We start from the raw sequence: 20,709 nt of genomic DNA on the forward strand, positions 1-20,709 counted from the left end.
AATATAAAGGGCAAAAAGCCCTTTATTAAATTTTTCCACCTTCAATCACTACATCATCAGCCTTAACATCATCTCCAAAATGAGCTTTTAAAGTTTCATCATAAGCCTTGTGAAAAAACTGCTCTTGGCCTAGTTTAATGATTAAATTATCGATAAATTCTTTAAGTTCTTTATCGCCTTTTTTAACCGCTGGTGCGATAACATCTTTGTTACCTAACTCTTTGATACCCATTTTAAAATCAGGATGATCTTTCACCCAAGCAAAAAGCAAGGTATTATCATGACTTAAAGCATCGCCTCTTTTATCCATCAAAGCGGCAAAGGTTTCGGTATTTTGATCATATTTTAAAGTTTTAATATTAGGATAATTTTGCGTAAAATAAGCATCTGCTGTTGTGCCTTTGTTTAAAAGCAAGGTTTTATCTTTTAAATCTTCTACGCTAGTTATATTACTATCCTTTGGTACAGCTACGCCTAAAGCTACCTTCATATAAGGCGAGCAAAAATCAACCTGCTCTGCCCTTTGCGGAGTTTGAGTAAAATTAGCCAAAATAATATCTACTTTATTTGATTTTAAAAACTCAACCCTATTTGCAGCTTCAACAAGAACAAATTGTACCTTGCTTTCATCTCCAAAAAGTTCTTTTGCTATGCGTTTAGCTAAAGCTACATCATAGCCTTGATTGTTTCCTTTTTCATCTACATAACCAAAAGGTGGTTTATCGCCAAATACCCCAATCCTAACAACTCCATTTTGCTTGATCTTATCAAGAGAATTTAAAGTTTTAGAGTCAGAATTTCCTCCACAAGCAGCCAATACTACTGCAACAAAGGCCGTTAAAACACTTAGAAGTATTTTTTTCATACATTTCCTTTCTTTAAAAAATAAGCTTAAAGCTGTTGCAAAAATATATAATAATTGCAAAGTTAATTATACTTAAAATTATAAATAATACATTTGAAACAAACTAAAAAGATTTTCCTATGTGTAAAAATGTAATTAATCCCACACTCTCTTTTAGCATTGTTTAAATTTTAAGTAAAAAAAGATATAATCTTTTTTTAAAATTTTTAAGGAGAAAACTATGAAAAAAGGTATTTTTCTCTCTATTGGAATAGCTGTTTTGTTTTCAGCTTGCGGAAATTCCATAGATGAAAAAACAGTTAAAAAATATGAAAATCAACTAAATCAAACAGTTAAACAAGAAATTGCAAGTCTTTCTCAGGACTCTGGAATAAAGATTGAATTTTCTGATTTTAAATGCAATGCAGATGGTGATTTTATAGCGTGTTTAAGTCCAAATTTCAAAACTCTTGCAAAAGATAATAACGATGAGTATCAAGAACTATTTCAAGCAAAAAATATCAAAATTCGTTCAAATGAAATTTACAAAGGCGAAGCAAATACATCAATTAGCATTAAAGAATATTACAACGATCTTTTTAAAAACCAAAAAAGCATACAATCAAATTTGGTTTTTGAAGATTTTAAACTTGGAGAAAAAGTTGTTAGTGACATCAATGCAAGCTTATTTCAACAAGATCCAAAAATCAGCTCTTTGATCAATAAATTAAGCTCAGATTCTTATACTTTATCATTTGACAACTCCATCAACAAACAGGAAAACAATTATATAGATAATCTTGATATAAAATTTTATAACGCAAAATTAAATTTCAATACAAATTTAAATATAAATCTAAAAGAAGATTTGCTTAATTACCTTGATTCTAAGGGTATAAAATTTAACACTCAAACTTTAGCTATGGATGAACAAGCTATCAATGAACTTCTTAATATAGCAAACTACGAACAAGCTTCAGATTTTAGCAATACAATCCAAAAATACATCATCTTAAACAATTTTAAAATTGATTCAACTCTTAAAACCGAAGGCGTATTTAGTAGCTATATAACAACTGCTAAGGAAAATTTACAAACCTTAAAAACTCAAAGTCAAAATGAAGAACAAGCATTAATCTTTGATAAAGCTTTAGCTATTTTAAATAATATCACTCAAAACGATGATTATAAACTCAATCTTGATTTAAAATTTAAAAACATCCCTGTTAGTGACTATAGCACACAGGGAATCGACAGCATAGAAAAACTAAGCATCAACAATCAAGATGCCACAGAAGCGTTAAAAATTATACTTCCATTTATCATGTTTTCTATGTTAATGGGCGGAGCGTCATTTTAAATTTTAAAATGATAAAAACTTCAAAAACATTAAAAGCAAGATTAAATTTCTTTGCTCTTAATGTTTTCATAACATTAACAAAAAAGGCTAAAATGAAAATTTTATTCTCCCCTAGTGAAAGCAAAAATGAAAATTGTACAAAAAATCCCATCGATGAAAACTCATTTATATTTAAAGAATTATTTCCTTATAGAATGGAAGCTTTAAAGCATTATGGAGAATTTATCAAAAATGCAAGTTTAAAAAATTTACAAGAACTTTTTGGCATTAAAAACGAAAATGAAATTGATAAATTTAAACACGACTTAAAACAAGCTCCCACTCAAGAAGCTATAATGCTTTACACTGGGATAAGTTATGAATATCTTAATTTTAAAATCCTAGATAAAAAAAGTCAAGCTTATATTTTAGAAAATACTCTTATATTTTCTAATCTTTTTGGCGTTGTAAGAGCTAATGATACCCTACCCTTTTATAAATTCAAGCAAGGGGCTAAAATAGGAAATTTTACCATAGAGAAATTTTATAAAGAACATTTTAGTAAAGCCTTAGATGAATACTTGGAAAATGAAGAAATACTTGATCTTAGAGCAGGATTTTATGATAAATTCTATACCCCAAAAAAGAAATTTTATACCTATAAATTTGTAAAAAATGGTAAAGTCATCAGTCATTTTGCTAAAGCTTACCGGGGAATTTTACTCTCCATAAGTGCAAAAAACCAAGTAAAAAACAATAAAGAGCTTTTAGCAAACCTTCCTTCAAATCTAAAACTCAAAGAAATTCAAATCAAAGGTTTAAAGGAAGAAATTGCGCTTGAAATTCTAGATTAGTTTTTATTTTAAGTATTTTAAAGCTAGCTTCGCATAATAACTTGCAGCCCTAGCTAAAAGTTTATCATTAAAAACATAACTAGAATTATGTAAATAAATGTCGTTTTCATTTTCTAAAAAAGCATAGGCACATTTTTTCATTTCGCAAAAAAACCCAAAATCCTCACTTGCCATTAAAGGACGATAATTAAATTCACAATTTTTTTCGCCAAATAATTCTTTTGCAACCTCACTAGCAAAATCCACGGCCTCATCGTTATTCATAGTCACTGGTGCAACAACATTTTTATTGATTTTAATTTCTATATCATTGGCCTGAGCAATACCTTTACAAATTTTATAAATTTTTTCTTCAGTTAGCTTTCTAGTTTCATTATCTAATGCTCTAACACTCATTTTAATCGTTGCAATATCTGGAATGATATTAAAAGCATGCCCTGCATTAAAAGCTCCTATGCTTACAACTGCTGAATTTTGGGGATCAACATTGCGAGATACTATACTTTGCAAAGCCACAACAAGCAAAGAAGCGGCATAAATAGGATCTTTTGCCTTTTCTGGAGCACTTCCATGACCACCCCTTCCAATAACTTCAATGCTATAACTATCCGAAGAAGCCATCATCGCACCTTTTTTAAGATAAAATTTCTTATCTCTACCAAAAGGCATATTGTGCCATCCAAAAACATAATCACTATCAAATTTTTCAAACAATCCATCTTCTATCATTGCCTTAGCACCACCCAAGCCCTCTTCAGCAGGTTGAAAATAAAGATTTAGAGTACCATTAAAATTCTGACTTGCTAAATACTTTGCAGCAAGCAATAAAGAAGTAGTATGTCCATCATGACCGCAAGCATGCATTACATTTTCTTTTTTGCTTTTATAAGGCAAATTTGTGCATTCTTGCAAAGGCAAAGCATCCATATCTGCACGAAGTCCTATTTTTTTATCGCTATTCCCCTTTTTTAAAACCCCCACAACGCCTGTTTTTCCTATTTCTTCATAAACCTCATAACCAAATTCTTTTAATTTTTGTGCCACTAATTTTGCAGTATATAATTCATCAAAACCAAGCTCAGGATTTTCATGAATTTGATGACGAATTTTTTCAAATTCGCCTTGTAAGTCTAGTATTTCTGGAATTAAATTCATTCTATTTTTCTCCTTGTATAAAATTTTCTCTTCTAGGCAAAACAAATTGTGCTAAGATCGCTGAAATAAAAATCAAAGCAAAAATATAAACAAAACCCAAAGTAAAACTATGGGTTTTATCAATACTCCAAGATACTACCCATAGGTTAAATGATAGTATAACAAAGGTAATACTCCAAAAAGCACTCATAATATAAGCAGTTTGATTTGGATTGGAAATTTTTAATTCTGAAGGTAGATTAAAGAAAAATGGAAACCACATAGAATAAAAAATGCCTGATAACACAGCAAAAATCTGTATCAATACTAAATTTTGCAAAAACAACATACAAAATCCGCATATAAAAATACACGCTCCTCCAGACAATAGCATTATTTTAAAAGAGATATTTTTTCTTTTAAAAAATAATCCAAGATAAGGACCAAAAATAATAGCAAAATTAGCCAAAGCTGGAATTTCTTTTTTAGCAAAATCAGCTAATTCTTTACTAAAACTCGCATATTGTGCATAAAAAGTTGGTAAAAAAGTAAAAAGAGAATTTAAAAATAAAATAGGCCCTATGTAAAAAATAATCATACCCCAAGCAACACGAGATTTTAAAGCATAAATAAGATCTTTTGCATTATTCTTTTTTTCTTCTTTTTTATTCTCATCTTTACCTACAAAAAGCCACAAAATCAATAAAATCAAATTAATCCAAGCATAAAATGATAAAGAATCTCTCCAATTTCCAAAATAATTTGAGATGCTTTCAGCTAAAATAAGTCCTAGAGTAATGCCTACTAAATTTGAAGTTATATTAAAACTAATTACAAAATGCAAAGCTTTTTTTCAAACCATTGCTGTGCAATAGGCACTAAGCAAACTAAAGCACAAGCTGAACCAAGCCCTGTTAAAAATCTTATAATCAAAATACCACTATAACTATCTACAAAACTTAAAAAGATACCCGAACTCATTAAAATACAGCCTAAAAAATATCCCTTTTTTAATCCGAATTTATAAACCAAAAAAGCAGTAAATGAAGCACCAAAAATTTTCGCAACTACTATCATACTAGTGATTAAAGTAGCTTGCTGAGTATTTAGGGCAAGATCATTTGAAATCAAAGGCATTAAAGACCCTGTTGCTGCCCAAGAGATACTAAAAACAGCATAAACACTAAAAATGATAAATTCAACTCCAATGCGTCTAAAATGAAATAAAAGTGATTTTTCCATATTAAAATCCTTTTTAGATATTTATTAAAATATAAACATAAAAAAATAAGATATTTATTATCTTTAATTATTTTTTTAATTTAATTATTTTTTTATATATTTTTTTGTTACTTTTTGAAAATTTATATATAAGTTTAAAGATAAAAAAACTAAAATACAAAATAAAAAACCCGTAAAAGTTTTTTGAAGTATTTAAATGATATATTTCAAAATCTAGTTTTAAAAAGGAAAAATATGGAATTTTTAGCATTTATTTTTTTGATTATTATATTTTTATTTGTAGTCTTTATCATCGTTACTCGCTATGAAAAAAAGATAAAATTACTCAACCAAAACATACAAAATATGAAAGAAGATATAGCCGATCTTAAAGAAACAACTCAAAAAAATCGCTCTTTAATTGAAAAAAATCGCTCTAATATAGAAAATATAATAAAATAAAACTAAGAAAGATTTGCGATAAGCTTATAGTGTTTTTTCTGATTTATCATTAAAGTAAAAATTTTTTCACTTGAATTTTCGCTTTTATTTTTATAAATCATACTTTTTAAAAACGGAAAAAGCATCGTACTAGAAGTTTTACCTTGTAAAATAATATGCATAGAGCCTTTTAAAATTCCGTACTTATAGCTCATACCGCTTGGAAATATATCAAGATTAAAACTTAAACTATCTTCATTACTATCATAATTTAAAATTTCAATTTTAACAAAGCTAATTTCTTGATCTTCTTGAGATAAATTTTTAAAAATTTCAAGTTTTTCATGTTTTTTGATAGTAACAACTTCTTGCTTACTTTCTTTAAAATCAGAAAGAAAATTTTCATTTTTAAAAATTCTTGAAAAAAATTTTAAATTTTTAAATTGCATACTTGTTTGTTTTGTGTTTTCATGTATTATTTTTTCGGATTTTAAGATGTTGTGTTCTATATCATCTTCTTGGTTTTGATTATCTTTGTTTGATTTCATGTCAAAATCTTCAACGATAATCATATCTTCAGTATCACAAATATTAAAATGTTTTACAATTTCTTCAAAAGTAAAACTGTCATCACTAAATTCCAAAAGATCTACATTTGAAGTGATAAAATCAACACCATCTCGTTCTTCAATCTTATCTTTAATCACAAAAGCATCAACACAAAAGCACGATCTTTGAATTTCATATTCAGAACTTTTGCCTTTAAATACTATCTTCATCATCACAAAGCTTTTGCTATAAGTTCTAAAGGACTAGCAAAAACAACCTTGCTTGAATTTTGTTCTAATGCATTTGAAATTTGCATTCTACAAGCTGAACACTCGGCACTTACCACACTAGCCTTACTTTCATCGATCATTTGTGCTTTTTTAAGCCCTACACTTAAAGCTCTATCATAATAATCCGTTTGCATACTCACCCCGCCAAAACCGCAACAAGTATTAGAATTACTCATTTCTACAAAATGATAATTTGTTTTTAAAAGTTCTCTTGGCTCTTTAAAAACCCCTTGCATTTTTCTTGCATGGCAAGGATCGTGATAAGTAATGCTATAATTAAATTTATTTTTTGTTTTTAAAATTTCTTCCAAAGAAGTAAATTTATAAAAATACTCGCTAGCCATATATATCTTAGATGACACACATTTTGCGCGTTTTGCCCAGTCTAAATCATTTTGCATTATAAAAAAATGTTCATAATCTATCTTTAACATAGCCGAACAAGTGGCCTCAGGAACTATAATAGCATCTAATTTTTCTAATTTTTTTTCAAAATACTCAATATTTTTTTTAGCCAAAACTTCAACACTTTTAAAATCACCCGTAAAAAATTGCGGCGCTCCACAACACACTTGTTCTTTCATCAAATCCACATTGATTTTTAATTCCTTAGCGATTTTAAGCACTGCATTAGCCGTATCTATGTAAAAATAATTCGCCAAACAACCTACAAAAAAACCTATGGTTTTTTCTCCATCATTATTGATAAATTTTGGATTAGAATTTAAGAAACTTTTTTTATTAAAACTTGTAAGTAATCTTCCCTTTTTAACAAAAGGCATGGAAAATCTTGCCTTCATACCTGTATTTTCATTCTCATTTTGAATTTTAAACGCACAACTTTGAAACACATAGCCAAGCTTAGCTACCAAATCTAAAATTTTGCGTCTTCTTAAAAAGAAAAAAATAAGTTTTTTATACCAAGCTATACCAAATTTTTTAGCTATATCATAACGAACTTCTTCTATGGCATTATCTACTCTTAATTTACTTGGACATACTTCAACACAATTGGTGCATAAAAAACAAGATTCAAAAACTTTCTTAGCTTCTTTATCAAGTTCTAGACTTCCCTCTTTATAAGCAGCTAAAAGATCTAAAAACCCTCTTGGACTAGTAATTTCATCGCGATTTTCTTCATGTATAGTACAAACAGGTATACATTTGCCACATTTAACACAAGCATCACTTATTTGACTAAATTTCATCTTACACCGTTTTTGAGAATACTTTTTTATCTTCACTAATGTTTTTCATATAAGCATCAAAACACATAGCAATATTTCTTATAAGCAAAACACCTGTTTCATTGACTTTGATAAAATTTTCATCAAAATTAATAAAATCTTTGTATTCTTCTAAAGCTTTTAAATCCTCTTTAAAATACTCCTTAAAATCAATGCAAAATTCTTTTTCTATTGACTTAATATCAAGCTTAAAATTTGCCATTAACTCCATAATCACTGCTTTTCTAAGCTCATCATCATCGCTTAAAGCTACGCCTCTTTCAAAAGGCAAAACTCCTCTATCTAATGCAGCTTCATAACTTGACATATCTTTAAAATTTTGCGCATAATGTCTTTGTCCTTCGCCTATACTTGTAAGCCCAACACCGACTAAATCAGCACCGCCTTTGGTAGTATAACCTTGGAAATTTCTATGCAAAGTTCCATTTTCTAAAGCTTTAAAAAGCTCATCATTTTCTTTTGCAAAATGATCCATTCCTATCATTTTATAACCATTTTTGCTTAAAAATTTCTCACAAAATTCTAAAATTTCAAGCTTAACATCAGGACTTGGCAAGGTATTTTCATCAAATTTTCTCATATTTTTCTTAAGCCAAGGCACATGAGCGTAATTAAAAATCGCCAAACGATCAGGGTTTAAAAGCATAACTTTTTCTAAAGTTTGTGTAAAGCTTTGTAAATTTTGATAAGGCAAACCATAAATTAAATCCATATTTACAGACTTTATGCCTTTGCTTCTTACAAGATTTAAAGCATTTTGCGTTAATTCAAAAGGCTGGATGCGATGAATTTCTTTTTGAACTTTTTCATCAAAATCCTGCACTCCAAAGCTGATACGATTAAAGCCATTTTGCGTTAAAACTGTGGCTTGTTCCTCATTTAAAAAACGCGGATCGATCTCACAGCTAATCTCTGCATCTTTAGAAAAATTTCCAAAAACAGATCTGATTTTTAAAATCAAATTTTGAAGTTGTTTAGCACTAAAAAAAGTTGGAGTTCCGCCCCCAAAGTGCATTTGCACCACTTCTCTTTTAGTATCTAAAATAGTACTTAAAATATCAAGCTCTTTAAAAATATAAGTTAAATACCTTTCTTTACTCTCTTCTTTTGCAGTATAGATGACATTACAACCACAAAAATAACAGGCACTCCTACAAAAAGGCAAATGAAAATAAAGCGATAAAGATCTATCTTGCTTTTTTAAAATTTCTATATATTCTTCGTATTTGAAATTTGTATTAAACTCTACTGCTGTAGGATAAGAAGTGTAGCGTGGTCCTGCTTTAGAGTATTTTACAAAAGCTTTATAATCTCTCATTTTGGTTTACCCTTTCTATCATCGCTTGCATATCTACAAATAAATTTGGATGCTCTTGTTTGATTTTAGAAATTAATTTTTCAAGATCAATACTAACTTCCATGGTGCCATTTTGCGCCTTTTGCTTGATCTCATCCATAGCAACCGTCCAAACATCGTTAAAATCTACAGGAATTTGTTGATAAATCGCCTTTTCTAAACGCAATTCAAAATTCTCTTTTTGACTTTGTTTTAAACTTTCAAGTATATTCTTAAGACTTTGCAAAGAAAGCAAAGTGTGAATTTCATCGTTTTCATCGATCACAAACCAAGGCTCAGGAGAATCAAAACTTCCATTTTCAAGAACTAAACATTTTTCGTTTTCATTCTCGCTTTGCTTCATTTTAAAAATCGTTCTATCTTTTTTCTTTATTCCTAGATTTTGACTAAATTCATCAATGCGTTTTAAGCAAGTGCTATACTTTTCTAGCTCTTTCATTCTCTTCCTCTCTGATTATCCAAAAAGCAAAGCAAGGCTTTTACCACATAAAGGCGATTTCTTGCTTCTTCAAAAATCACATCTGCATGTTTTTCAAAAATTTCTTCACTCACTTCATAACCTCTATAAGCAGGCAAACAATGAAGCAATATCGCGTCTTTATTGGCAACGCTCATAGCCTTTTCATCGATCATAAATCCTTCAAATTCTTTAATCTTACGTTCTTTTTCATTCTCTTCGCCCATGGAAACCCAAGTATCGGTAATGACTACATCTTTATCCTTTAAGGCTTCAAATTTATCATGGCCTAAGGAAATTTTAGCTCCTGAAATCAAAGCCTGTTTCATAGCAAATTCCCAAATTTCAGGGCTAATTTTATAGTTTTTTGGCATAGCTATACTAATTTCAAAGCCCAAAATCGCAGCCGCAATAAGCCAAGAATTGCACATATTATTACTATCTCCGATAAAAGCAACTTTTGCTATACCATTTTGCATTTTATTCCATTCTTTGATAGTAAACAAATCCCCTAAAACCTGAGTAGGATGATAAAGCTCGCTTAAAGCATTGATCACAGGAGCTTTAGAATATCTTGCAAATTCGAGTAAAGTTTCATGTTTATTGACCCTCATCATCACAAAATCAACCATCGCCCCTATCACCCTAGCTGTATCCTTTACAGGCTCACCACGACTAAGTTGTAAATCATTGCTGCTTAAAAACAAAGCCTTTCCGCCAAGCTCTGTTATGGCTAATTCAAATGCCATTCTTGTTCTTGTAGAGTTTTTCTCAAAAATCATTGCTAAAGTTTTATCTTGTAAAAGTTTTTTAGGCTCTTTTTTAAGCTCGCTAGCATGATTTACAAGGCTTAAAATTTCCTCCTTAGAAAAATCTCTTAAAGTTAAAAAATGTTTCATTTTTCTCCTTTTAACGTTTTAGCTAATTCTTTAGCATGATAAGTGATGATAAGCTTTGCCCCTGCTCTTTTAAAAGCTATTATAGTTTCATACAAAACTTTTTCATAATCAATCACTCCTGCATTTTTAGCTGCCTTTAACATAGCATACTCTCCGCTTACATTATAAACACACAAAGGCAAGTTAGAATGAAGGGATATTTCTTTAACCACATCAAGATAAGCAAGGGCAGGTTTTACCATTAAAATATCAGCTCCTTGTGCTTCATCCTCCAAGCTTTCTTCTAAAGCTTCTTTACCATTAGCAAAATCCATTTGATAGCTTTTTCTATCTCCATAACTTGGAGCTGACTCTGCTACATCTCGAAATGGCCCATAATAACTTGATGCAAATTTAGTAGAATACGCCATTATAGGCAAATTTTCAAAACCTTCCTTATCTAAAGCTTTGCGCAAAGTAGTGATAACACCATCCATCATTCCACTAGGTGCTACCATATCTACCCCTGCTCTTGCATGAACTAAGGCTTGCTTGGCTGAAATTTCTAAAGTTGCATCATTATCTACGCTTTTTGTTTTTGGATCGATAATCCCACAATGCCCGTGATCTGTGTATTCACAAAAACAAAGATCACTGATTATAAAAAGATCTGGAAAATTTTTCTTAATCTCTCTTATACTTCTTGCAACAAGCCCTTCATCATCTAAAGCATCGCTTCCACAACTGTCTTTTTTCTCATTTTCTAAAACACCAAAAAGTATAATGGCTTTAATGCCTAAATTAACTACATTTTGACACTCTTTTAAAATTTCATCTAAACTCATTTGAAACACATCAGGCATAGAAGAAATTTCTTTTTTTATCCCCGTTCCATTAACCACAAAAAGCGGATAAATCAAATCATTTACACTTAAAGAATTTTCCCTTACCATAGATCTTAAGTTTTCATTAAGCCTTAATCTTCTAAATCTTTTAAACATTTTTTTGTCCTTTTTTTGCTAAAATCTTAACATAAATTTGATTATAGAGAGTAGTAAATGGAAATAAAAATTTCAGAAATTGCGAATTTACCTAGCAAATGGGGAAATTTCCAAATGCAAAGTTTCAAAGAAAACGATAAAGAACATTTATGCATATTTAAAAACACTCCAAAAGATACACTCAATCTAAGAATTCATTCAGAGTGCTTAACAGGAGATGCTTTAGGAAGTTTAAAATGCGACTGCGGAGAACAGCTTGAATTTTCGCTAAAATATATAGAAAAGAATGGCGGAATGGTGATTTATCTTAGACAAGAAGGAAGGGGTATAGGGCTTTTTAACAAGGTTAATGCTTATGCTTTACAAGATAAAGGTTTTGATACGATTAAAGCAAATCATCAGCTTGGCTTTAAAGCCGATGAGAGAACTTATGAAATTGTAGAATTTATACTCAAACACTATGAAATTTCTAAGGTTAATTTACTCACAAATAACCCTGAAAAGCTAGATTCTATCAAAGAAAAAATCATCACACGCATACCGATTTTAATAGAACCTAATCGTTTTAATGTAGAGTATTTAAACATAAAACAAACTCAAATGGGACATCTTAAATAAATGATTTTTAAAGATTATGATTTTTTGCAAAACTACGATTTAAAAAACTTTGAAGAAAAGGTAAAAATTTATAAAGAATTATTATCTAAATTTAACCGCATTCACAATCTTACTCATTTAAAAAATATAGATGAAAATATCTTTGATAGTATTAAAATTTTAGATTTTTATGATTTTTCTAAAGCAAAAAATATTGCCGATATGGGAAGTGGCGCAGGATTTCCAGCTGTATTTTTAGCTTTTTTACTGCAAAGCAATTTTCATCTTTTCGAACCCAATCCCAAAAAAGCTGCCTTTTTGCGGACATTAAAAATAGAATGTGAACTTCCAAATTTACATATTTACAAAGAAAAAGTTCAAGAATACAAGCATACCTTTAAAGCTGATATCATCACTTCAAGAGCCTTAATGGATGTCAAGCCTTTACTTGAAATTTGCAAAAATCTAAAAGATGAAAATACAGTTTTTATTTTATGGAAAGGTAGTGAAATTTATCAAGAACTTGAAAATATAAAAGATTATGAAATTTTTGAAAATAATTTAAGAAGATATTGTATTTTAAAGTAGCCCTAAGGCTACTTTTTATTCTGCTAAATCAGCATTAAAACTGATATCCACTAAAGGCCAAGAAATTCCACCATGTCCTGCAGCAACATCGCTTAATGCTTTTAATGCTTTAGAACCATTTTTAAAAGTATGCAAATCAAGTTGTCCTTTAGCTTCAAATTTATTATCTTTGATGGTATAAGTTAAAGGTACAATAGTACTTTTTTTATCCATAGTAATTTTTGCTGAAATAACGCCTTTATTTTCACCCGCAATCGCATCTTGAAAAACAACTTTAATATCCGTATCTCCCAATAAAGCAGGGAAAAATACTTTTGTGATATTATTGGTTATAATATCATTGCCTTCACCCATAAAAGCATTGCTTGGCTTTATGGTAGCTTTAGCGCCTTTAAGATAACTTGCCAAATCCTTTATATTTTTAGAAAATTTATATTCTACATTTTTAAATTCACCTTTTGTTCCTATCATATCTTTAGTTTTATATCCTTCAAAAGAAACCTTTAAACTATCTTCTTTAAAAGATACAGCACTTAAAGCCGAAGCTAACAAGCAAGAACTTAAAACACTTGCAAGAATTTTTTTCATCTTTATTCCTTTTTAATAAATTTAATTAATGAATTAAATTATATTCTTAGTTGATTAATAAAATAAAAATTTTCTAAAAAATAATTTTTATTACCAAAGTATACCTTTAAAAGCTAAGGTTAAAAAATATCCTCCAAAAATCAAAACAAGCCCTAAAACAAAAGCCAAGCCAAATACCCTAGAGCCACTTTTTAAAAATTTTTTAAAGTCAATTTGCAAGCCTAAAGCTGCCATAGCAAAAACGATACATAAAGTACAAAGTGTTTTACCTAAAGAGATGATATCACTCGTAGCAATACCTAAAATACTTTCTTTGCTTGCTAAATAAGTATTTAAAACTATCATGCCTAAAAATGCAAAAGCAAAATAAGGTATAGTGATACTTTTTGCAGTTTTTCCACTGCTTGAATGTTGATTTTTAGCGAAAAAATAAGTCACTATAAGCAAAAAAGGCACAAGTAAAATCACTCTCATCATTTTTATAATCACTGCAACATTAGAAGCACCTTGCTCAAATCCTGCCATATCCTTTGCCATTTCAGCAGCACCTGCGACATTTGCCACCTCATGCAACGTAGCTCCCATAAAAACACCCATAGCATTTTGATCAAAAAAAGGAAAAAGATTTAAAGAAAAAACTATGGGATATAAGAACATAAATACAAGTCCAAAAATCACCACCGTACCTACAGCTAAAATTCCCTTAAAAGGATCACTTTTCAAACTTGACTCTAGTGCTAAAACCGCTGCCGCACCGCAAATCGCACTCCCAGCTCCAACAAGCATAGAAGTTTCTTTATCGAGTTTAAAAATTTTCGTTCCCACAAATAAAGCAATAATAAAAACAAAAAATATCACTATAGCAGAAAGCAAAAATCCTTTCAATCCTACGCTTAAAAGCTCAGTTAAAGTGATATTAAAACCATATAAAACAATGCCAAGTCTTAAAAGTTTTTTCGCACTAAAATGCACTCCGGCTTGAAAATGATGTTGGTATTTAAAAAACCAAGGAGAAAGCAACACTCCTATGATAATAGCAAAAGCAGTCGCTGCTAAATGAGTGGTATCTTTGATACTTTGAACACTAGAAAGATACATAGCAAAAATCACTATACAAGCAGTAAAAAGCAAACCCTTAAAATTTGATCGCACTATAGCCACGCTATGTGCTAAAAAACTTGTTTTCATTTATTTTCCTTTTTGTAAATTTTGTGTTATTATATTTTTTTTATTAAAATTATAGAAATATATTATTTTAATTTTTATAATAAATTTTTTTTATTAAATAAAGGAATCACTCATGAAAATCAAAGATATGGAAATATTTTTAGATCTTTTAAACACTCAAAGTCCAACTCATACAGCCAACAATTTTTCCATAACTCAACCTAATGTTTCAATAGTAATTAAAAATTTAGAAAATAAATTTGATGGCATTTTATTTGAAAGACTTGGAAAAAAACTCTTACCTACACCAAAAGCTTTAGAACTAGGAAAAAATTGGTTAAAAATTATACAAGCCTACTACCAAAGCTTAGAAAAATTAAACGACGAAAGTATGCTCTTAGGGGAAATAAAAATAGCCTCAACTCAAAGCATTTCTGAACATTTTTTAGCTCCTATTTTATTTGATTTTAAGGCAGAATTTAAAAACATAGAAATTCGCTCTCAAACGCAGAATTCAAAAGAATGTTTAAATTTACTAAAAAACGGAAATATAGAATTTGCAATCATTGAAGCAGAACTTGATCCAGCTTTAGTGGAGTATGAAAATTTAGAAATAAATTTTTGGCAAGATGATGAACTTATAGTAGCTACAAGTGATAAAAAACTCAATGAAAAAGAATTTTATATCGATGAACTTTTGGAACAAAAGTGGATTTTAAGAGAAGTAGGCTCAGGCTTAAGGGATAAATTTTTAAACGAAATTGGTGCAAGCTCAAAAAAACTTAATATTTTTCTTGAACTTGATAGAATGGCTGCGATTAAAGAACTTGTTTTACAAAAAAAAGCAATCTCTATTTTTTCCAAAAAAAGCATAGAAAAAGAATTAAAAAATTCAACACTTTATGAAATTAAATTAAAAAATATCGACCTAAAGCGTAAATTTTATACCTTAAAAAGAAAAAATTATAATTTTAACAGAGCTTTAGAAAAATTTGAAAAAATATTCAAATCATAAACATAATAACCGATTTATATAGAAAGTTAAGCAATTTTTAGATAAAATCCAAAGCTTATATAAATTTCAAGGATAATCAATGAACGCCAAAACTCAAGAAGCTGAATTAGAAGAATTATTTCAAGAAAATGCAAAAGATTATATCACATATGAAAAATTGGTAAAATATCTTACAAAACAACCAAGTGCATCAACCACTAAAAAAGTGCAAGCATTAATGAAAAAACACAAAGTGCAACTTTTTTCAGCAGCTGAAATTGCACAAATGAAAAACATAGAAGATGCAAAAAGACTTCAAGAAGAAAAACAAAAACTCCAAGATACAAGCCTTGAGAACGAATTTGATTTAGCCAATGAAAACGATTTATTAGAATGGAGCAGATCAGACTCTCCTGTTCGTATGTATTTAAGAGAAATGGGACAAATTGCTTTATTAAACAAAGATGAAGAAATTGAAATTTCCAAAAAAATAGAACTTGGCGAAGATATTATCATTGATGCTTTTTGTTCTGTACCTTATTTGATAGATTTTATTTTAGATTATAAAGAACCTTTAATAAACAGAGAAAGAAGGGTAAAAGAACTATTTAAAAGCTTTGACGATGAAGAAAAAAGTGATGATAAACTTGATGAACTTGATATAGATGAAGATGAAGAAAACGAAACAGAATTAGAATCAGATGAAGAAAATACTAAAAAAAACAGCAAAAAAGAAGATGAAAGAACTTTAAAAGTTATAGAAAAATTTAAAGCTCTAGAAAAAGCTAAAAAAGATTGGCTAAAAACATCCAAAGACAAAGAAAGCGGAGATGAACTTTTAGATAAATTAAGCATTGCGTTCAAAAAAAATATTTTAAAAGAAAAATTAATGGATCTAGGCCCTACTTCAAAACTTATTAGCGAAATCGTAAAATCAATGGAAACTGCACTAAAAAGTGATGAAGAATTTGACAAAGAACTTAAGCGTTTAGAATACCGCTTACCTATGTTTTCTGATGAACTTAAAAAACGCCATGCAGATATTTTAAAAGATATTACAAAATTGAGCAAAGAAGAAATCACAGAGCGAGCTTTAGAAACAACCATGGTAAGCACTTATATGGAAATTAAAAAACTATTTCAAACTAAAGAAGCCAGTGAAAAAAGCTTTGATCTTGAAAAATCACGCTTAAAAGAAATTTTGGAGCAAATTAAACGCGGTAAAAAAATCTCTGATGAAGCAAAAGGAAGAATGGCAAAATCAAACTTGCGCCTTGTTGTAAGCATAGCTAAACGCTACACAAATCGTGGTCTGCCTTTCTTAGACCTTATCCAAGAAGGAAATATAGGTTTGATGAAAGCTGTGGATAAATTTGAATACAAAAGGGGTTATAAATTTTCCACTTATGCAACTTGGTGGATCAGGCAAGCTATTTCAAGGGCTATAGCTGATCAAGCAAGAACCATAAGAATTCCAATCCATATGATAGAAACCATCAATCAAATTAACAAAATTATCCGCGAACATCTACAAAAAGATGGAAAAGAACCTGATGTCAGTGTTATAGCTAAAGAAGTAGGTTTAAGCGTAGATAAGGTTAAACAAGTTATTAAAATCACAAAAGAACCAATTTCTCTTGAAGCTCCAATAGGAAATGAAGATGATGGTAAATTTGGAGATTTTGTTGAAGATAGAAATTCACTTTCTCCAATGGATCATATCTTAAAGGATGATTTAAAAGAACAAATTGATGAAGTTTTAGATCAATTAAACGATAGAGAAAAAGCGGTAATTCGTATGCGTTTTGGTTTAATGGATGATGAAAGTGATAGAACTTTAGAGGAAATTGGAAAGGAACTTAATGTCACTCGAGAAAGAGTGAGACAAATAGAAAGCTCAGCTATAAAAAAACTCAAACACCCTAAAGTAGGAAGAAAACTAAAAAATTATATAGAAGGTTGGAAGTAAGAGTCAATCTCCTTACTAAAAACCCAGATCTTTTTCTTCTTTTAACTTGCGTACATGTTCAAAAAAAACTAATTTTCCGCTATGTTTTTTTAAATTTTTAAATTCCTTAATATCAAATTCTAAACACAAGATAGAAGAAGTTGGAAAAGAAGCTAAACATAGCGAACTTAATAACTCTCCAAGCTCCATTAAACTAGGATTATGACCCACTAAAAATACTTCATTAAACTCATCATCAATATCTTGCAGAATTTTTAGCAAATTTTCAACATTGCAAAGATACAATCTTTCATCAAAACAAATTCTATTTTTATCAAAATTATAAAATTTGGCTATTTTTTTCGCTGTTTTAGCGGTTCTAACAGCAGGACTCGATAGCACCAAATCAGGATGAATTTCATGCGAAGCAAGATTTTTAAAAAGTTTTTTTAAATCTTCCTTTCCACTCTTAGTAAGTTTTCTTTCAAAATCATCGATGTCTTCACTCTTACTTGCTTTTGCATGTCTTATAATATAAATTTTTTTCATTTTACCTCTTTTATTTTAGCTAAAATATAACCACACATAAACCCGAAAATATGACCATACCAAGCAACATTTACTCCCATAAGCAATGGCACAAAACTCATAAGTAAAATTGCCACTATAAGTCCTTTTGTGCTATTTTTATCAATAACAGCATAAAAGCCTATTAAAACACAAATTGCACCACTAGCGCCTATGACATTTATATTTTCTCCAAAATATTTAAAATCAAAATACACATAAAAAACACTTAAAAGTGAGCACAACAATCCGCCAATAAAATAAATAAAAATAAAACACAAAGCACCCAAATAAGTTTCTAACATACGCCCAAATTGAAACAAAACTATCATATTTAATATAAGATGAGTTAAATTTCCATGTAAAAACATTGAACTTAAAAGCTGCCAATAAGCTCCATTAAAAAATAAAATATTCAAACCAAGGATATTGTAATAATCATAAGAAATCAAAAAATAACATAAAATATTTAAAAAAATTAAAAAAATTAAAAAAATTGTAAGCAAAATATAAAACCTTTATTTTTTATAATATTGTCTTAAAATTCACATAAAATTCACATAAATTCTTTACAATTTTACTAAAAAATAATTTAGGAAAAATATTGAAAATTAAATTTTTAAATATTATTACTATTTTAAGTTTATCTTTAAATGCTGATATAATAATTTCTGCTGATAATTTACCAAATGTTTCTAAAGAATTTTTACAACATAATTTCAAAGCGCCTATAGGGATCGTGCAAAAAGACAAAAATTCCTATGAAGTCTATCTTAGCGATGGAACAGAGCTTGAATTTGATATAGATGGAGCTTGGAAGGAAATTGAAAATAAAGCCTTTCCTTTTGATCTAGATTTTTTACCTCAAAATTTAGCCAATATCATCAAAAACGAATTTCCAAATACAAAAGCTAGAGAAATTGAAAGAAAAATCAACCATTATAAGATTAAACTTGATAACGATATAAAAATTCTTATAGATTTTAATGGAACTATCTTATATAAAGAATTTGATGATTAAACATATCATCAAACCTGCATTATATCTTTAACATCGTCATATTCTATCTTTTCTTTTTCAAGCAAAAGCTCTGATAATTTTAAAATTTTATCCTTCATAGAATTTAAAAATTCATCCATTTCTTTTTTTTGTTCACTTAAATTTGACTCTTTCAACATATCAAAACTCAACATATAATCAAGCAATTCTTTAATCTTTAAAAAATCATCTTGCGAGTTAGTATAACTTTCATTGTAAATCAATCTCATGGCTCTAGAACCAGCCAAATAAACTTTTATACGATTGATAAGCTCTGATTTTGATCTTATATTATGCTCATATTCTTTAAAACGATCTTCAATGAGAGTGATTTTTTCAAATCCTATGTCAAAATAATACGCACTCAAAGCTTTTGCAGCTTGATAAGTGGCTTGAATTTTCTTCTCTTCATTATTAAAACTTAAAATCTTTTTCTTACCTAAAAGAACTTTATTTAATACAGCATAAAAATCGCTTTCCTCAACTAAAGCACTATTTCTTCTTAAAGCATTAATTGCTGCTTCATTGACCAAAGTTTCAAGCCCTGCTCCACTAAAACCTACGCTTGCTTTAGCGATTTTATTTAAATTGATATTATTGTTTTTATCTTTCATATAAATTTCTAAAATTTTAAGTCTATCCTTAAAATCAGGCAAAGATAAAAAAATTCTCCTATCAAAACGTCCCGAACGCAATAAAGCAGGATCCATAAGTTCGATTTTATTTGTCGCAGCTATAACTATAACCCCGCTATTGTCCTCAAAACCATCCATTTGAGTTAAAAGTTGATTTAAAGTGCTATCTCTTTCAACATTTGACATTTCTCCTCTTGCCTTACCTACGGCATCTATTTCATCAATAAAAACTATGCTAGGCGCCATCATTTTAGCTTTTGAAAAAAGCTCTCTAACTCTTTTTGCACCCATACCTACATAAATTTCAACAAAACTTGAACCACTTTGATAAAAAAATGGCACCCCTGCTTCTCCTGCAACTGCTTTTGCTATCAATGTTTTTCCTACACCAGGTGGGCCTACCATTAAAACACCTTTTGGCATTTTTACACCAAATTCTTTATATTTTTTAGGATTTTGTAAAAAATCCACAAGTTCGCTTAGCTCCATTTTAACTTCATCAACACCTGCTACATCATTAAAAGTAATATTTGAAATCACAGGTTTTATATGAGAACTTTCTAAATTTATATTTGAATTTTGAGCTTGAGTGTGATTTTGATTCTTATTTGATATTGGATATTTAGTTAACTCTTTTTTACGAGCAAAATAGCCAAGACTTATAAAAAGTGCGATAATAAAAACAAGTAAAATAAAAAACACCCAAAGCGTATTATCTTTTTTAACCTCTACGGGAACTTTTGATAAAAGTGTTTTTATATCTATGCCATCTTTTATAATTACGTAATTTTCACCTTCTGCCTTAAGCCAAATTTCGTCTTTATCAATCACAGCTTTTTGGATTAAATTTTGGCTTAATAGACTTTGATAAAGATTTTCATCTATATATTTAGGTTCATTTTTAAAATATAAAATTCCCAAAAGCATACATAAAACCATAAAAGATGCTAAAATTATCTTTTTATTTTTCATTA

The 20,709-nt window shown here is 29.2% G+C and carries 23 protein-coding genes; 8 read left to right on the forward strand and 15 right to left on the reverse strand.

The window, feature by feature from the left end; translation table 11 throughout:
- Nucleotides 1–25: 25 nt before the first annotated feature.
- Nucleotides 26–865, reverse strand: a complete 840-nt coding sequence (locus tag FBF20_RS05065; RefSeq protein WP_002879001.1) for a cysteine ABC transporter substrate-binding protein — start codon at nucleotides 863–865, stop codon at nucleotides 26–28.
- Between the two features lie 220 nt (nucleotides 866–1,085).
- Between FBF20_RS05065 and jlpA the strand changes: the two genes are divergently transcribed.
- Together jlpA and yaaA are read left to right on the forward strand one after the other, a co-directional pair.
- On the forward strand, nucleotides 1,086–2,204 hold the full coding sequence (gene jlpA, locus FBF20_RS05070) for a lipoprotein adhesin JlpA (protein WP_002868338.1): 1,119 nt from the start codon (nucleotides 1,086–1,088) through the stop codon (nucleotides 2,202–2,204).
- 92 nt (nucleotides 2,205–2,296) lie between these two features.
- Nucleotides 2,297–3,037, forward strand: a complete 741-nt coding sequence (yaaA, locus tag FBF20_RS05075) for a peroxide stress protein YaaA (RefSeq protein WP_002879000.1) — start codon at nucleotides 2,297–2,299, stop codon at nucleotides 3,035–3,037.
- A 3-nt stretch (nucleotides 3,038–3,040) separates the two neighbouring features.
- Here the strand turns inward: yaaA and FBF20_RS05080 are convergent, their stop codons facing one another.
- The 3 genes from FBF20_RS05080 to FBF20_RS09075 are packed head-to-tail and all read right to left on the reverse strand — an operon-like array spanning nucleotide 3,041 to nucleotide 5,413.
- Entirely contained in the window at nucleotides 3,041–4,192 is a 1,152-nt protein-coding gene (locus FBF20_RS05080; protein WP_002904421.1) for a M20 aminoacylase family protein, read from the reverse strand.
- A gap of 1 nt (nucleotide 4,193) precedes the next feature.
- Nucleotides 4,194–5,015, reverse strand: a complete 822-nt coding sequence (locus FBF20_RS05085) for an MFS transporter (RefSeq protein ID WP_021357865.1) — start codon at nucleotides 5,013–5,015, stop codon at nucleotides 4,194–4,196.
- Nucleotides 5,003–5,413: an MFS transporter gene (locus FBF20_RS09075; protein ID WP_021357866.1), complete on the reverse strand. Its 411-nt coding sequence runs from the start codon at nucleotides 5,411–5,413 to the stop codon at nucleotides 5,003–5,005. Before FBF20_RS09075 ends, FBF20_RS05085 begins: the two co-directional genes overlap by 13 nt.
- 234 nt (nucleotides 5,414–5,647) lie before the next feature.
- Between FBF20_RS09075 and FBF20_RS05095 the strand changes: the two genes are divergently transcribed.
- Nucleotides 5,648–5,854, forward strand: coding sequence for a membrane protein (locus tag FBF20_RS05095; RefSeq protein WP_002853356.1), 207 nt, complete (start codon nucleotides 5,648–5,650; stop codon nucleotides 5,852–5,854).
- Between the two features lie 2 nt (nucleotides 5,855–5,856).
- Here FBF20_RS05095 and FBF20_RS05100 read toward each other — a convergent pair whose 3' ends face one another.
- The 6 genes from FBF20_RS05100 to hemB are packed head-to-tail and all read right to left on the reverse strand — an operon-like array spanning nucleotide 5,857 to nucleotide 11,612.
- The gene (locus tag FBF20_RS05100) at nucleotides 5,857–6,618 is read right to left on the reverse strand and encodes a DUF5416 domain-containing protein (RefSeq protein ID WP_010891900.1); all 762 of its coding nucleotides are present in this window, start codon (nucleotides 6,616–6,618) and stop codon (nucleotides 5,857–5,859) included.
- Entirely contained in the window at nucleotides 6,615–7,880 is a 1,266-nt protein-coding gene (locus FBF20_RS05105) for a (Fe-S)-binding protein (RefSeq protein WP_002890010.1), read from the reverse strand. Before FBF20_RS05105 ends, FBF20_RS05100 begins: the two co-directional genes overlap by 4 nt.
- Nucleotide 7,881: 1 nt before the next feature.
- Nucleotides 7,882–9,237, reverse strand: coding sequence for an oxygen-independent coproporphyrinogen III oxidase (gene hemN, locus FBF20_RS05110; RefSeq protein WP_002890012.1), 1,356 nt, complete (start codon nucleotides 9,235–9,237; stop codon nucleotides 7,882–7,884).
- Complete coding sequence (locus FBF20_RS05115; protein ID WP_002853412.1) at nucleotides 9,224–9,715, reverse strand: DUF2603 domain-containing protein; 492 nt, start codon at nucleotides 9,713–9,715, stop codon at nucleotides 9,224–9,226. The genes hemN and FBF20_RS05115 overlap by 14 nt, the downstream gene beginning before the upstream one ends.
- Nucleotides 9,712–10,632 carry an ornithine carbamoyltransferase gene (argF, locus tag FBF20_RS05120; protein WP_002871756.1) on the reverse strand — a complete coding sequence of 307 codons (921 nt, stop codon included), beginning with the start codon at nucleotides 10,630–10,632 and terminating at the stop codon, nucleotides 9,712–9,714. The genes FBF20_RS05115 and argF overlap by 4 nt, the downstream gene beginning before the upstream one ends.
- Nucleotides 10,629–11,612 carry a porphobilinogen synthase gene (gene hemB / locus FBF20_RS05125; RefSeq protein ID WP_002871757.1) on the reverse strand — a complete coding sequence of 328 codons (984 nt, stop codon included), beginning with the start codon at nucleotides 11,610–11,612 and terminating at the stop codon, nucleotides 10,629–10,631. Before hemB ends, argF begins: the two co-directional genes overlap by 4 nt.
- Nucleotides 11,613–11,669: 57 nt before the next feature.
- Between hemB and ribA the strand changes: the two genes are divergently transcribed.
- Together ribA and rsmG are read left to right on the forward strand one after the other, a co-directional pair.
- Complete coding sequence (gene ribA / locus FBF20_RS05130) at nucleotides 11,670–12,230, forward strand: GTP cyclohydrolase II (RefSeq protein ID WP_002853056.1); 561 nt, start codon at nucleotides 11,670–11,672, stop codon at nucleotides 12,228–12,230.
- On the forward strand, nucleotides 12,231–12,797 hold the full coding sequence (rsmG, locus tag FBF20_RS05135) for a 16S rRNA (guanine(527)-N(7))-methyltransferase RsmG (protein WP_002871758.1): 567 nt from the start codon (nucleotides 12,231–12,233) through the stop codon (nucleotides 12,795–12,797).
- A 15-nt stretch (nucleotides 12,798–12,812) separates the two neighbouring features.
- Here the strand turns inward: rsmG and FBF20_RS05140 are convergent, their stop codons facing one another.
- Nucleotides 12,813–13,385 (reverse strand): hypothetical protein, encoded by a 573-nt coding sequence (locus tag FBF20_RS05140; protein ID WP_002890016.1) that lies wholly within the window; start codon nucleotides 13,383–13,385, stop codon nucleotides 12,813–12,815.
- Nucleotides 13,386–13,475: 90 nt separating this feature from the next.
- Nucleotides 13,476–14,573 carry a YeiH family protein gene (locus tag FBF20_RS05145; protein WP_002871760.1) on the reverse strand — a complete coding sequence of 366 codons (1,098 nt, stop codon included), beginning with the start codon at nucleotides 14,571–14,573 and terminating at the stop codon, nucleotides 13,476–13,478.
- A 112-nt stretch (nucleotides 14,574–14,685) separates the two neighbouring features.
- On the opposite strand from FBF20_RS05145, the gene FBF20_RS05150 reads away from it, so the two are divergent.
- Nucleotides 14,686–15,567, forward strand: a complete 882-nt coding sequence (locus FBF20_RS05150) for a LysR family transcriptional regulator (RefSeq protein WP_002855820.1) — start codon at nucleotides 14,686–14,688, stop codon at nucleotides 15,565–15,567.
- A gap of 79 nt (nucleotides 15,568–15,646) precedes the next feature.
- Nucleotides 15,647–17,515: an RNA polymerase sigma factor RpoD gene (gene rpoD, locus FBF20_RS05155; protein WP_002852997.1), complete on the forward strand. Its 1,869-nt coding sequence runs from the start codon at nucleotides 15,647–15,649 to the stop codon at nucleotides 17,513–17,515.
- Nucleotides 17,516–17,530: 15 nt separating this feature from the next.
- On the opposite strand, the gene FBF20_RS05160 is transcribed toward rpoD, so the two are convergent.
- Nucleotides 17,531–18,043 (reverse strand): histidine phosphatase family protein, encoded by a 513-nt coding sequence (locus FBF20_RS05160; RefSeq protein WP_002852934.1) that lies wholly within the window; start codon nucleotides 18,041–18,043, stop codon nucleotides 17,531–17,533.
- Nucleotides 18,040–18,558 (reverse strand): rhomboid family intramembrane serine protease, encoded by a 519-nt coding sequence (locus tag FBF20_RS05165; protein ID WP_024266104.1) that lies wholly within the window; start codon nucleotides 18,556–18,558, stop codon nucleotides 18,040–18,042. Before FBF20_RS05165 ends, FBF20_RS05160 begins: the two co-directional genes overlap by 4 nt.
- Before the next feature lie 107 nt (nucleotides 18,559–18,665).
- Between FBF20_RS05165 and FBF20_RS05170 the strand changes: the two genes are divergently transcribed.
- Nucleotides 18,666–19,082, forward strand: coding sequence for a PepSY-like domain-containing protein (locus FBF20_RS05170; RefSeq protein WP_002853001.1), 417 nt, complete (start codon nucleotides 18,666–18,668; stop codon nucleotides 19,080–19,082).
- Nucleotides 19,083–19,090: 8 nt separating this feature from the next.
- On the opposite strand, the gene FBF20_RS05175 is transcribed toward FBF20_RS05170, so the two are convergent.
- On the reverse strand, nucleotides 19,091–20,707 hold the full coding sequence (locus FBF20_RS05175; protein WP_002868673.1) for an ATP-dependent metallopeptidase FtsH/Yme1/Tma family protein: 1,617 nt from the start codon (nucleotides 20,705–20,707) through the stop codon (nucleotides 19,091–19,093).
- Nucleotides 20,708–20,709 lie beyond the last annotated feature (2 nt).

It is taken from the genome of Campylobacter sp. CFSAN093259 (assembly GCF_012889985.1).
GTDB classification, from domain to species: domain Bacteria; phylum Campylobacterota; class Campylobacteria; order Campylobacterales; family Campylobacteraceae; genus Campylobacter_D; species Campylobacter_D jejuni.

Excerpts from the sequence above, each read along its gene's own strand:
- ribA (WP_002853056.1), top strand. The coding sequence starts at position 11,670 with ATGGAAATAAAAATTTCAGAAATTGCGAATTTACCTAGCAAATGGGGA.
- FBF20_RS05145 (WP_002871760.1), bottom strand. The coding sequence starts at position 14,573 with ATGAAAACAAGTTTTTTAGCACATAGCGTGGCTATAGTGCGATCAAAT.
- FBF20_RS05150 (WP_002855820.1), top strand. The coding sequence starts at position 14,686 with ATGAAAATCAAAGATATGGAAATATTTTTAGATCTTTTAAACACTCAA.
- hemN (WP_002890012.1), bottom strand. The coding sequence starts at position 9,237 with ATGAGAGATTATAAAGCTTTTGTAAAATACTCTAAAGCAGGACCACGC.
- FBF20_RS05065 (WP_002879001.1), bottom strand. The coding sequence starts at position 865 with ATGAAAAAAATACTTCTAAGTGTTTTAACGGCCTTTGTTGCAGTAGTA.
- rsmG (WP_002871758.1), top strand. The coding sequence starts at position 12,231 with ATGATTTTTAAAGATTATGATTTTTTGCAAAACTACGATTTAAAAAAC.
- rpoD (WP_002852997.1), top strand. The coding sequence starts at position 15,647 with ATGAACGCCAAAACTCAAGAAGCTGAATTAGAAGAATTATTTCAAGAA.
- yaaA (WP_002879000.1), top strand. The coding sequence starts at position 2,297 with ATGAAAATTTTATTCTCCCCTAGTGAAAGCAAAAATGAAAATTGTACA.
- FBF20_RS05095 (WP_002853356.1), top strand. The coding sequence starts at position 5,648 with ATGGAATTTTTAGCATTTATTTTTTTGATTATTATATTTTTATTTGTA.
- FBF20_RS05175 (WP_002868673.1), bottom strand. The coding sequence starts at position 20,707 with ATGAAAAATAAAAAGATAATTTTAGCATCTTTTATGGTTTTATGTATG.
- hemB (WP_002871757.1), bottom strand. The coding sequence starts at position 11,612 with ATGTTTAAAAGATTTAGAAGATTAAGGCTTAATGAAAACTTAAGATCT.
- FBF20_RS05140 (WP_002890016.1), bottom strand. The coding sequence starts at position 13,385 with ATGAAAAAAATTCTTGCAAGTGTTTTAAGTTCTTGCTTGTTAGCTTCG.
- FBF20_RS05105 (WP_002890010.1), bottom strand. The coding sequence starts at position 7,880 with ATGAAATTTAGTCAAATAAGTGATGCTTGTGTTAAATGTGGCAAATGT.
- FBF20_RS05160 (WP_002852934.1), bottom strand. The coding sequence starts at position 18,043 with ATGAAAAAAATTTATATTATAAGACATGCAAAAGCAAGTAAGAGTGAA.
- FBF20_RS09075 (WP_021357866.1), bottom strand. The coding sequence starts at position 5,413 with ATGGAAAAATCACTTTTATTTCATTTTAGACGCATTGGAGTTGAATTT.
- jlpA (WP_002868338.1), top strand. The coding sequence starts at position 1,086 with ATGAAAAAAGGTATTTTTCTCTCTATTGGAATAGCTGTTTTGTTTTCA.
- argF (WP_002871756.1), bottom strand. The coding sequence starts at position 10,632 with ATGAAACATTTTTTAACTTTAAGAGATTTTTCTAAGGAGGAAATTTTA.
- FBF20_RS05080 (WP_002904421.1), bottom strand. The coding sequence starts at position 4,192 with ATGAATTTAATTCCAGAAATACTAGACTTACAAGGCGAATTTGAAAAA.
- FBF20_RS05115 (WP_002853412.1), bottom strand. The coding sequence starts at position 9,715 with ATGAAAGAGCTAGAAAAGTATAGCACTTGCTTAAAACGCATTGATGAA.